Here is a 12,009-nt window from a genome sequence, read left to right as displayed (position 1 = left end):
TACCCATCCCCGCTCAGCGCCGAGCTCCCTATCCATGACGAGAGGAGCGCTGTCCATGCGCATCGGTGACTCCGGAGAGGTCCTCGCCACCTGTGTGGTGCACGCCGACCTCGAGGTACCCGGACGAGTCGGTCGCACGGCGATCGACAAGAGGCCGGTAGCCGGTCGGGTCGCGGTGCGCGTTCTCGGGTTGGAGGGGGACCACGTCTGCGACACCAAGCACCATGGTGGCGTGCACCAGGCCGTTTACGCGTACGCCGACGAGGACGCCCGCCGCTGGGGCACCGAACTCGGCCGGGAGCTGCCCGCGGGCTGGTTCGGCGAGAACCTGCGCATCGCCGGTCTTCCGGTCAGCGACGCGGTGATCGGCTCGCGCTGGTCGATCGGCGACACCCTGTTGGAGGTGAGCGCGCCGCGAGTGCCGTGCGCCACGTTCCAGCACTGGAGCGGCGAGCGGCAGTGGGTGAAGCGGTTCACGCTGCGCAGCGATACCGGCGCCTACCTGCGCGTGCTCACCGAGGGCACGATCGGCGCCGGCGATCGGGTCACGGTGGTGCACGTCCCCGAGCACGGCATCACCGTCCGCGACGTGTTCACTGGCGACGATCTCGACCTGCTCGCGATCCTGCTGGCCGACGAGCCGACCATCTCCGACGACGTGCAGATGCAGATCGAACGGCACGCGCGCAGGCAGACGAACGCCGCGCGCGCCGCCGCGCGCCGCGACGGCTACAGCGCGCCCTCGCGCACGACGGAGCCGAGCGCCAGCGAGGTGCGGTCGTGAGCGAGCGTCAGCGAGTGAACCGACAGCACAGCGCGCCCTCGCGCACGACGGAGCCGAGCGCCAGCGAGGTGGAGTCGTGAGCGTGGAACTGGTCGAAGTCGTCCGCTCGGGTTTCCGCGAGTGCGTGCACCGCGGCTCGGTGGTGGTGCTCGACGCCGCGGGCGAACCCACCCTGGCGCTCGGCGAAGTGCATCTGCCGATCTTCCCGCGCTCGACGAACAAACCGATGCAGGCGATCACCATGCTGCGCAATGGTTTCGAACCGCTCGACGACGCCGAGCTGGCCATCGCCGTCGCCTCGCACTACGGCGAGCCGGACCACATCGCGCTGGTGCGCAGGCTGCTCGACCGCTTCGGGTTCTCCGAAGCAGCGCTCGCATGCCCACCCGACCTCCCGTTCGACGAGCGCGCCCGGGCCGCCGCGCTCTCCAACGGACAGCAGCCACGCCCGATCTACATGAACTGTTCCGGCAAGCACGCGGCGATGCTGGCGACCTGCGTGGTCAACGGCTGGCCCACCGAGGGCTACCTGGATCAGGCGCATCCGCTGCAACGCGCGGTGGTCGCCACGGTGGCCGATCTGACCGGCGAGCCGGAATCCGATCTCGGCATCGATGGCTGCGGATTGCCGATCATCCCGGTGTCGCTGGTGAACCTGGCGAAGGTGTTCGCGACCATGGCGACCGCCGAACCGGGCACCCCGGAACGCCGGGTCGCCGACGCCGTCCGCGCGCATCCGCGAGTGATTTCCGGCACGAACGGCCCCGACCTGCTGGCCATGCGGGCAACTCCGGGACTGCTGTGCAAGATCGGCGCGGACGGCGTGCACGCGGGTGCGCTGCCGGACGGATCGTCCTTCGCGTACAAGATCGACGATGGTCACGACCGTGCCCGGATGCCGCTGACGCTGGCCATTCTGCATCGGATGGGGATCGAATGGACCGATGCGCACGCGGAACTGGCGGCACCGGCGGTGCTCGGCGGCGGCGCCCGAGTCGGTGTGATCCGCGCGATACCCGGGGTCGTGTAGCGATTCGATCGCGGGGCGACAAGCGGGCAAACGGCACCAGTTCCGGAGTTCTTCACCCACTCCTGGAAGCGAGACCGGCAGACACACGCTAAAGTGTCTGTCAGGAAGAGTATTAATTCGAACGGGGCCGCCACCAAACCCCAGGCCGCCCCGCTGTGACGCGAGGGGGTCAGCCATGGGCCGTGGCCGGGCTAAGGCAAAGCAGACCAAGGTCGCACGCGAGCTGAAGTACAGCTCGCCCACGACCGACTTCGCGAGCCTTCAGCGCGAGCTTTCCGGAAGCCCCAACTCCCAGCGGAGTGGTGGTGTGCTGTCCGATGAGCACGACGCGGACGACTCTTTGTCCCGCTGGGATGAGGACGACTACGACGACTGGCGCCGCTGACTCGGATCTACGCCGAAGGGGGAGGCCGACGGGCCTCCCCCTTCGAGCGTTGTCGTGAGTTGACGGGACTGGCGCCGAAAAGGCTTGCTATACACCAGAGTCCCGCATCGGATGAGGATGCGGGACTCTGGCGTGTCTTCCGCCGGGTCAGAATCGCGGATGCTCGCCGACCAGCACGGCGCGCACCGCGTCGGCGTCCTTGGCTTTCTTGACCGTGCCGAGTGTCCAGCACTCGATGTGCCGCGCGGTCAGCACGGCCAGCGCGCGGTCCACGTCCTCCGGGGCGACGACGGCGACCATGCCGACGCCCATGTTGAACGTCTTCTCCATCTCGGCCCGTTCCACCCGGCCGCGCTGGGCGATCATCTTGAACACCGGCGCCGGGTTCCAGGTGCCGCGATCCAGTTCCGCGACCATGCCCGCGGGCAGCACCCTGGCCAGGTTGGCCGCCAAACCGCCGCCGGTGACGTGGGCGAACGTGCGCACGTCGGTCTCGGCGATCAGCGCGAGGCAGTCCTTGGCGTAGATCCTGGTCGGCTCGAGCAGTTCCTCGCCGAGGGTGCGGCCGAATTCCTCGACGTGCCCGGTGAGCGACATGCGGTCGATGTCGAGCAGCACCTTGCGGGCCAGGCTGTAGCCGTTGGAGTGCAGGCCGGAGGAGCCCATGGCGATCACCACGTCGCCGGGACGGACCCGATCCGGCCCGAGCACCGCGTCGGCCTCGACCACGCCGACGCCGGTCGCGGACAGGTCGTAGTCGTCGGGGTCCATCAGGCCGGGATGCTCGGCCGTCTCACCGCCGAGCAGTGCGCATCCCGCGCGCACGCACCCTTCGGCGATACCGGAGACGAGTTCGGCGACCTTCTCCGGAACAACCTTTCCGATCGCGATGTAATCCTGCAGGAACAGCGGCTCCGCACCGCAGACCACGAGGTCGTCGACGACCATCGCGACCAGGTCGAGGCCGACGGTGTCGTGCTTGTCCATCGCCTGCGCCACCGCGATCTTGGTGCCGACGCCGTCGGTGGAGGCGGCCAGCAGCGGTTCCCGATAGCCACCCTTCAGCGCGAACAGCCCGGCGAAGCCGCCGAGGCCGCCTTGAACCTCGGGCCGGGTCGCCTTCTTCGCCAATGGCCCGAACAACTCGACGGCGCGATCGCCCGCCTCGATGTCCACGCCTGCCGCGGCGTACGAGGCACCACCACTGGGGGTCTGTTCAGTCATTTTCGGGGAAAGCTCCAAACCGAATCGGCGGATAGATGCCTGCTCACGCTACCGGAGCGGGATAACGACCCCGCACCGGTGTTGGCTCGCCCTCTTGACAATAGGGCAGAGCGAACCGTAATACGGACCATCAGTCCAACTCGTCCTGGTCGAACAGTCCGGCCGTCCGCGCTCGGCGGCGACGCTGCCGCGCCGGGTCGGGCACCGGCACCGCGGCCACCAAGCGCCGCGTGTACTCCTCCCGCGGCGCCCGCAGGATCTGGTCCCGGTCGCCCTGCTCGACCACCGCCCCGTCGCGCAACACCACGATCCGGTCGGCGAGCTGATCGACCACGGCGAGATCGTGGCTGATGAACAGGCACGCCCAGCCGCATTCGCGCTGGAGTTGCCCGAACAGTTCCAGCACCGCGGCCTGCACCGAGACGTCCAGCGCGCTGGTCGGCTCGTCGGCGACGAGCAGGTCGGGGTCGAGTACCAGGGCGCGGGCCAGGCTGGCGCGCTGACGTTGCCCACCGGACAGCTCGTGCGGGTAGCGGTGCTCGGCGCCCGCGGGCAGCCGCACGTCGTCGAGCAGCCCGCGCACCCGGGCGCGGATCTGCGCCGAGCTGCCGGTCTTGTGCACGATCAGCGGTTCGGCTACGCAGTCGCCCACGGTGAGCCGCGGGTTCAGTGAGCTGGCCGGGTCCTGGAACACGAATCCGAAGCGTCGCCGGATCGGCCGCAGCTTGCGCTGTGACAGGCCAACGATGTCCTGCCCGCGTACCCGCACCATTCCGGACGTGGGTCGTTGCAGTGCCGCGACGCAGCGGCCGATGGTCGACTTGCCCGACCCGGACTCGCCGACCAGACCGAGCGTCTCGCCCGGTCCGATGCGCAGGCTCACCTCGTCCACCGCGCGGAATCTCGGGCGACCGAGCGGCCCGGGGAACTCGACCACCAGATCGCGGACCTCGAGCACCGGCTCGCCGTCGGCTCGCGCCGGGTCGGCGGGGCCGTGGTCGATCTGTTCGGTGCCCAGGTGCGGGACCGCGGCCAGCAAGGATCGGGTGTACTCGGCCTTGGGACTGGCGAACAGCTCGTCCACCGACGCTTGCTCGACCACCGCGCCGTCGCGCATCACCACCACGCGGTCGGCGATGTCGGCGACGACGCCCATGTTGTGGGTGATCAGGATGATCGCGCTGCCGATCCGGTCGCGCAGGTCGCGCAGCAGCGCCAGGATCTCGGCCTGCACCGTGACATCGAGCGCGGTGGTCGGCTCGTCGGCGATGATCACCTTGGGCTCGCAGGCGATGGCGATGGCGATCATCACACGTTGCTTCTGCCCGCCGGAGAGCTGGTGCGGGTAGTAGTCCACCCGGTGCTCCGGATCGGGCAACCCGACCATGCGCAACAACTCCACCGCGCGCGCCTTGGCGGCCTTCTTGCTCAGATCAATGTGGGCCCGCAGTGCCTCGCCGATCTGGAAGCCCACCGTGAACAACGGGTCCAGCGCCAGACCCGGCTCCTGGAACACCATCGAGATCGCCCCGCCACGCAGAGCGGTGAGCTGCCGCTCGCTCATCGCGGTGATCCGTTCGGCGCCCAGGGTGACCAGGCCGCGCACCGACGCGGTCTGCGGCAGCAATCCCATCGCCGTCCGCGAGCTCACCGATTTCCCCGAGCCGGATTCCCCGACGATGGCCAGCACTTCGCCGGGGTAGACCTCGTAGGACACGCCGGTGACCGCGTGCACGGGCCCCGCGTCGGTGGCGAAGGTGACCGACAGCGATTCGATCGACAGGGCAGGGTGGTCCCGCTTCGCGGTTGACTCAGGCATTGGTCGTGTCCTTCCCGGCGACTCCGTCCTGCGCGCCCGAAACGGTCTCGGGCGGCTCCGCGGTGCGGGGCCCGACGGCCCGGCGGGTGCGCAGGACCGGGTTGAGCACTTCGTTGAGGCTCTCACCGACCAGCGTCATGCCCAGCACGACGAGCACGATGGCGACACCGGGGAAGATGCCGGTCCACCAGATGCCGTTGGATACGTCCGGCAGCGCCTTGTTCAGGTCGAAGCCCCACTCCGCCGCTTGGGTCGGTTCGATGCCGAACCCGAGGAAGCCCAGACCGGCCAGGGTGAGGATGGCCTCCGATCCGTTCAACGTGACGATCACCGGGAGCGACTGGGTGACGTTGGCGAGGATGTGCCGGAACAGGATTCGCGCCGTCGACGCGCCGGTCACCCGCGCGGCGTCGACATACGGCTCCTGCTTCACCGCCACCGTGGCATTGCGCACCACCCGGAAGTATTGCGGCACGAACACCGCCGTGATCGCCACCGCGGCGGACAGCACACCGCCCAGACTGGTCGAGCGGCCACCGGCGACCACGATGGACACCACGATCGCCAGCAGCAGCGTCGGGAAGGCGTACATCGCGTCCATGAACAGCACCAGCACCCGGTCCGGCCAGCGGCCGACATAGCCGGACAGCAAGCCGAGCGGCACACCGATCAGCAGCGAGAGCACCAGCGAGATCGCGATCACCCACAGTGCGGTGCGGGCACCGTAGATCACCCTGGAGAACACGTCTTCCCCCCGCACCGAGGTGCCGAACCAATGCTCGGCCGACGGCGCCTGCTGACGGACGAAATCGACGCCGTCTGCGGCGCTCTGGGCGAATCCGTAGGGCGCGATCAGCGGGGCGAACAGCGCGGCGACCACGAAGACGCCGACCAGGCCGAGCCCGAGAACGAGGGTCGCGCGCTGCAAGCCGGCGGTCATCGAGAACAACCGCAGGCCGGGCACGCCCCGGCGCGGCACCGGCGCCGCGAGCACCGGTTCGGTCAGCAATTCCGGAGCGGTCATCAGAACCTCACCCTCGGATCGATCAGCGCCACCAGCACGTCCACCACGAAACTCATCACCGCCACGATGAGCGCGATGAACGCGACGATGCCCTGCACGGCGATGAAGTCCCGCGCCGACAGATACGACGCGAGCTGGTAGCCGAGCCCTTTCCATTCGAACGTCGTCTCGGTGAGCACCGAGGCGCCGAGCATCATGGCGATCTGCATGCCCATCACCGTGACGATCGGGATCATCGCGTTGCGGAAGGCATGCCGTCCGGTCACCACCCGGCGGGACAGGCCGCGCGCCCGTGCGGCGTCCACATAGTCCGCGCGCAGCGTCTGGATCAGGTTGATCCGCACCAGCCGCAGGAAGATGCCCGCGGTCAGCAAGCCGAGCGCGATCGCGGGCAGCACGGCGTGTTTCAGCACGTCGACCAGATATCCGGTGTCGCCGTGGAGGATCGCGTCCAGCACCATGATGTTGGTCTTGGGCGATACGTGCTGCAATTGGAGTTCGACGTTGGTACTGGCCCGGCCCGCCACCGGCAACCAGCCCAGCTGCACTGCGAACACCAGTTTCAGCAGCAAGCCGACGAAGAAGACCGGCGCGGCGTAGAACAGGATGGCCAGCAAACGCAGTCCCGTGTCGGCGGCCGAATCCCGGTGGGTCGCCGCGTATCTGCCCAGCGGCACGCCGATCGCGAACGCGACGATCAGCGCCCAGCACACCAGTTCCAGCGAGGCGGCGCCATAAGTGACGACGACCTCGCTGATCTCCCGGTTGTCCTGGGAGCGACCGAGATCCCCCTGCATGAGCCCGGAGAGGTAGTCCCAATATTGGGCCAGGATCGGCCGGTTCAACCCGGCCGCCTCCTTGCGCGCCTCGATCTGCTGCTGCGTCATGCGCCCGCCCATCGCGGCGCTGATCGGGTCGCCGACCACCCGCATCAGGAAGAACACGACCGTCACCAAGATCCACGCGGTCACCGGGATCAGCAGCAGGCGCACGCCCAGGTAGCGCAGCAGCGCCAGGTGCCGGGAATCGTCGCCGCCCTCGAGCATTCGCGGCAAGCCGAAGCGCCGGGCCCGGGGCTGCGCCGTATCCGGCGCTGTTGTCGTCCCGGGCCCGGCCGTGTCGCCGGAACTCACTTGCTCAGCACCGTATAGCGGAACTTGAACGACGAGTCGAGCGTCTGCTCGACGCCCTGCACGTCGGTACCCGCGACCGCGATCTGCTTGCCGGACAGCAGCGGAACGATCGGCAGGAAGTTCTGCGCCAGATCACGCTGTACCTGCCGGATCTGCTCCATCCGCTTGTCCTTGTCGGGCTGGGTCGCCTCCGCGATCAGCTGCGCGGAGATGCCCGGGTCCTCGAAATGCGACTGCAGGAAGTTGTTCGGACCGAAGAAAGGGCTGAGGTAGTTGTCCGGGTCCGGGAAATCCGGGAACCAGCCGAACTGGTAGAGCGGGTACGCGTCGCGGGCCCGTTCGCGCTGGTAGGTGACCCATTCGGTGGATTGCAGGTTGACCCGGAACAGTCCGCTGGCCTCCAGCTGCGACTTGATCGCCGCGTATTCCTCTGAGCTGCTGGAGCCGTAGTGGTCCGGGTTGTATTGCAGGTTGAGTTCGACCGGCGTCGCGACACCGGCGTCGGCGAGGAACTTCGCCGCCCGATCTTTGCTGGGCTGAGCGCCGTAGATGTCCTTGAACGGCTCCGCCGCGCCCGGCATGCCCTGCGGCACGGATGAGTACGCGGGCAGATAGGTGTTCTTGTAGACGCCGTCGGCCAGCGCGGCCCGGTCGACGGTGGCGGCGACGGCCTTGCGCACGGCCAGCTTCTGCTCCGGCGTGCCGCCCGGCATGGTGTTCAGGTTGAACACGATGTAGCGCAGCTCGCCGCCGGGCCCCTCGTGCACGGTGACCTTGCGGTCGCCACGCAGCGATTCGATGTCGGTGGGCGTGAAGGAGCGGTATCCGACGTCGAGCGACCCGTTCTGCAGGTCCAGCTTCATGTTGTCGGTGGTCGCGTAGTACTTGGTCGACACCGTCTTGGTCTTCGGGGTGCCGAGAACGCCGTTGTAGTCGGCGAACGCCTGGTACTCGACCAGCTTGTTCTTGTCGTAGCTCGCGATGGTGTACGGGCCGGAGTAGCCCTTGGCCCGCACCACGTCCTCGTCCGCCATCACCTTGTCGGGCGCGTACACCTTCTCGTCGACGATCGGTCCGGCCTGGGTGGGCAGGATGGCCGGGAAGGTCTGGTCGTTGGCGACCTTCAGCGTGAACGCGACGGTGCGCGGGTCGACGACGTCGGTCTTCTCCAGGTTGCCCAGCAGCGAGGCGGGCCCGTTCGGATCGTTGATCCGCAGCATCCGGTCGAAGGAGAACTTGACGCTGGCCGCGGTCAGCGGGTTGCCGTTGGCGAACTTCAGGCCCTCTTTGAGGGTGCACGTGTACACCGTCGGCGCGGTGAACTCGCATTTCTGCGCCGCGTCCGGCCGCGGGGTCGCGTCGCCGGGCGCGAAGTTGAGCAGATACTGGTAGATCTGCGTTTCGGCGACCAGCGACCCGTTGTCATAGGCGGCCGCCGGGTCGAGCGAGAAGATCTTGTCGGTGGTACCAGCCACCAATCCGGCGCCGCCGCCGTCGCCGGTTCTTCCGGAACCGCAGCCCGCCACCATCGACGCCGCCAACGCCACCAGGCCGACGGCCGCGATGGTTCGCGCCCCGGTCCGTCGCCCAATCCTCGAATTCCTCATCACGGCCCCACTTCTCGAGCGCCGCACCGCGTTCCCCTGGATCGCAGGCCCGGTGCGGACACGGGTGAACTTCCGATCTGATCGGCACCGTACCCACGAAGCATTTTCGGCACGTTACGTTTTCGAAGAAAAATTGCCCCGCCGCCAGCAGGGGTTATGCGTCCCGTCGATGACGCGGCGGAAAAAACCGGTCGTACGTCCAGAATTGCCGCAGACCGCGTGAGGTGATGTCTCGAGTACGCCACATCGAGATGCGCGACAGTATGCATCCCTGAGACAATCCCGAGCTGACCGGCCAACCCATCGAATGGTGCCCCTGAGAGCTTGCGCTGTTGCTGATCAGACACGTCACGTGGTGACGTACTCCGCGTACGGCGTCGCCAGGTCCCACAGCCGCGCTTGTACGCCCCGGCAGTACTCCGCGATCCGCGGATCGGTGGTCACCGCAGTGCTAGCCGGTTTGCCGTTGGCGTCGGACAGGTTGAAAGCGACACGTTCGTCATCGAATAACCACCAGTCATCTGGTGGGACTTCCCCGGCGAGATGACGGGGCAAATACCGGATGTTCTCCCCGGATTCGATGTTCCGGCCCGTAATGGACAGTAGCCAGCGGTGGTAGTCGCTGTGTGGCACGGTGACGACGCGGACCCGGCTCACGGATACGCCTCTAGCGGTGGTTTCCCCCATGAGCCCGTGCCACGGGACAGGCGGCTCGTTCGGTGGTGGCTCCCCGTTGAGGAACGCTCGCAGTCGGTTGTTCTCGGCAGGCTCGGCGTACGAGTCCCGGACTTCGAGGTGGAACGCGCTGCGTCGTAACCCACGGAACCATTCCGGCCAGGGATCACCGTCGACCAGTAGCACCGTAGAACGTCCTCACTTTCTTCTCGACCTCGATAGCTGCCTCATCGTCTGCCAGTTCGAGCTGTGAGCAGGGACAGGTCGCGCAACGGACGGCCGGGATGCAACTGAGTCGCCGCTGAACGGCGGTCCACCCACCGAGAAGTCCGCGCGTATCTAGGCGGCATCCCTAACCGAATGGCCCTATTGACGATGGAGTATGCGCATCGCGGCCCTCGCTGTCGGCTGACAACGACCACTGAGCCGCTATTCAGTCGCCGATGGCTGACCGAGCAGGTAGTCCTTCAACCGAGGGGAACCGGTGCGCGCGGTCTCCACGATATTCACTGCCTCACGCCCGGTCAGACCGAGCCGCTGCGCCAGCTCCAGTGGCACTACGTAGGCGTCGCCAACAATCTCTACGAGCAGCCGATTACGGGCCTGCTCCGCTGCGTGGACTTCGTCGCGGGCCTGCTTGAACCGGTCGGACCGCGACGGGGGACGTCCTCCCTCGCTGCGCGCGAACACTTCGCCAGTGCCGAGAAGCGCGGCCTTGGCTCGCTCGATCCGAGCCAACACTTCCGCTTCCCGCTCCATGCTCACGCCATCACGACATTCCGAGCCGCGAGGTTCTAGTCGAGCACGTTCTTCCCGATTGCCGCCAGCATCCTCCGTGATGAAGCCGCCCGGATCTGGATTGAAATCTGCGCCAGCGCTCATGCGACGCGGCTACAGCGTCATCCCCGCGTGGTGCGCGAGGTGTTGCAGCCGATCGCTGGCACGGCGCTGTCGCGTCGCAACCGTGCCGATGATGTCCTTCGTGGCCGGGGACGCCGCGAAGTGTTCAGGCGACGCGATACGGGATTCGTGCAGGGCGTCCATCGCCTCATCCAGTTTCCCGGCCTGCAAGTAGGCGCGGGAGGCATCGAGCCAGAAGTACGCCTTCCGCTCCACTGCCATCCCCTTCGGCAGGTGGGTGCCTTTCGCAATCTCGATGGCGCGGCCTGGCTCGCCGAGATCGACCTCTGCACACAGCTGGTACAGCCTGACGTTCGCGGGCCCGACCGGGCTGCCGTAGACGACGCGGTCACCGAATCCGCGGGCCAGCAGCTCCGCTTCCGCCAAGTGCGCCCTGGACGTGTCGGCGTCACCAGTCGCTGCCGCGATGGTGCCTGCCCGCATGTGGAGGATGCTGTACACCGCCGCGGCGGTCTGATCCTCCTCCACAAGGGGATCTATGTCGGCCATCGCGCGGGTGAGCAGGCGTAGAGCTTGCCGTGTTGCGCCGACGCGTGCGAGGGTCGCGGCCTTCACGTAGTGGGTGGTGGCGAGTAGCAAGGGGTCACCGGCGCGGGAGGCCGCCCACTCCATGCGCTCGGTCGCGGTCAAGCTCAGATCGGCATAGCCGAGTTTGTGGGCGACGGTGTTCGCGGCCCGGTATGCGTCGGTCAAGAGGGCGTATGCAGGTTTGCCAGCTTCGTGCCCGGAAATCAGTAGCCGGTCAATGAGTTCGGGCAATACGCCGACGATCTTCCGATACTGTGTGTCGCGTCGCCATTGGCCGACCTTGGCGACGAGGTCGTGCAGCTTGTCGATCGGTTCGGGCTCCAGCTCCGGATCCATGAGGTCGATCGCGGCAAGGGCACGACGCAGAACCGGCAGGGTGTCCATGATCTCGATGGGTTCATCGCCTCCGTACAGCCGGGACGCGTCCACTTGCAGGGCCGTGGCGACGGAGCCGATCCAGACGGTGGATGCCTTGGCTTTGCCCGTCTCGACCTGGGCAAGCATCGAACGAGAAACGTTCGCGCGCTGCGCGAGCTGGTGTTGCGTCAGACCGCGTAGCTTGCGGATCTTCCCGATCCGGGCGCCGACCGATTCGTCTCGAGTCACCCCCACACGCTACCAGTGAAATTTCGAACATTCTTCGAACATTCGCGGTCTACCAGGGATTTAACGTCGGATACGGCCCCGGCGCGGGGTGAGCCTGTTTCCTCATCTGGGCACACCGCCAACGTCTATCACTCAACTGGCGAGTGGAATCCCCTGCGCCGGGCGCCTTTCCAATTGGCGAGCAGGGAGGGGTTTGACGGTGGGTCGGGACGACGACGCTGTCGGCGATGATTTCACGGCGTTGCTGCGCCACGTGCAGGCCGAGGACGATCG

General features: G+C 67.4%; 11 protein-coding genes. 3 read left to right on the top strand and 8 right to left on the bottom strand.

From position 1 onward, the window contains the following. Nucleotides 1-55: 55 nt before the first annotated feature. The 3 genes from ON34_RS02690 to ON34_RS02680 all read left to right on the top strand — a co-directional run bounded on the left by ON34_RS02690 (nucleotide 56) and on the right by ON34_RS02680 (nucleotide 2,199). Nucleotides 56-784, top strand: a complete 729-nt coding sequence (locus ON34_RS02690; RefSeq protein ID WP_040773708.1) for an MOSC domain-containing protein — start codon at nucleotides 56-58, stop codon at nucleotides 782-784. 76 nt (nucleotides 785-860) lie between these two features. Further along, nucleotides 861-1,814, top strand: coding sequence for an asparaginase (locus ON34_RS02685; protein WP_040773705.1), 954 nt, complete (start codon nucleotides 861-863; stop codon nucleotides 1,812-1,814). Nucleotides 1,815-1,989: 175 nt separating this feature from the next. Next, nucleotides 1,990-2,199, top strand: a complete 210-nt coding sequence (locus ON34_RS02680; protein WP_040773703.1) for a DUF3073 domain-containing protein — start codon at nucleotides 1,990-1,992, stop codon at nucleotides 2,197-2,199. 147 nt (nucleotides 2,200-2,346) lie between these two features. Here the strand turns inward: ON34_RS02680 and purM are convergent, their stop codons facing one another. The 8 genes from purM to ON34_RS33290 all read right to left on the bottom strand — a co-directional run bounded on the left by purM (nucleotide 2,347) and on the right by ON34_RS33290 (nucleotide 11,736). Next, nucleotides 2,347-3,423 (bottom strand): phosphoribosylformylglycinamidine cyclo-ligase, encoded by a 1,077-nt coding sequence (gene purM, locus ON34_RS02675; protein WP_040773701.1) that lies wholly within the window; start codon nucleotides 3,421-3,423, stop codon nucleotides 2,347-2,349. Between the two features lie 130 nt (nucleotides 3,424-3,553). After that, nucleotides 3,554-5,242, bottom strand: a complete 1,689-nt coding sequence (locus ON34_RS02670; protein WP_040773699.1) for an ABC transporter ATP-binding protein — start codon at nucleotides 5,240-5,242, stop codon at nucleotides 3,554-3,556. After that, the gene (locus ON34_RS02665; protein WP_051022089.1) at nucleotides 5,235-6,266 is read right to left on the bottom strand and encodes an ABC transporter permease; all 1,032 of its coding nucleotides are present in this window, start codon (nucleotides 6,264-6,266) and stop codon (nucleotides 5,235-5,237) included. The genes ON34_RS02670 and ON34_RS02665 overlap by 8 nt, the downstream gene beginning before the upstream one ends. Next, nucleotides 6,266-7,312: an ABC transporter permease gene (locus ON34_RS02660; RefSeq protein WP_051022088.1), complete on the bottom strand. Its 1,047-nt coding sequence runs from the start codon at nucleotides 7,310-7,312 to the stop codon at nucleotides 6,266-6,268. The genes ON34_RS02665 and ON34_RS02660 overlap by 1 nt, the downstream gene beginning before the upstream one ends. An 83-nt stretch (nucleotides 7,313-7,395) precedes the next feature. Continuing rightward, entirely contained in the window at nucleotides 7,396-8,928 is a 1,533-nt protein-coding gene (locus ON34_RS02655) for an ABC transporter substrate-binding protein (protein WP_051022093.1), read from the bottom strand. Nucleotides 8,929-9,354: 426 nt separating this feature from the next. Next, nucleotides 9,355-9,867, bottom strand: coding sequence for a DUF6879 family protein (locus ON34_RS38415; RefSeq protein WP_040773697.1), 513 nt, complete (start codon nucleotides 9,865-9,867; stop codon nucleotides 9,355-9,357). Between the two features lie 243 nt (nucleotides 9,868-10,110). Further along, nucleotides 10,111-10,563 (bottom strand): hypothetical protein, encoded by a 453-nt coding sequence (locus ON34_RS02645; RefSeq protein WP_157172148.1) that lies wholly within the window; start codon nucleotides 10,561-10,563, stop codon nucleotides 10,111-10,113. Nucleotides 10,564-10,572: 9 nt separating this feature from the next. After that, on the bottom strand, nucleotides 10,573-11,736 hold the full coding sequence (locus ON34_RS33290) for a helix-turn-helix domain-containing protein (RefSeq protein ID WP_051022087.1): 1,164 nt from the start codon (nucleotides 11,734-11,736) through the stop codon (nucleotides 10,573-10,575). Between the last annotated feature and the right edge of the window lie 273 nt (nucleotides 11,737-12,009).

The organism is Nocardia pneumoniae NBRC 100136, from assembly GCF_000308755.1.
In the GTDB taxonomy this organism is placed as follows: Bacteria; Actinomycetota; Actinomycetes; order Mycobacteriales; family Mycobacteriaceae; genus Nocardia; species Nocardia pneumoniae.
This window is presented reverse-complemented; position numbering and strand designations above follow the sequence as displayed.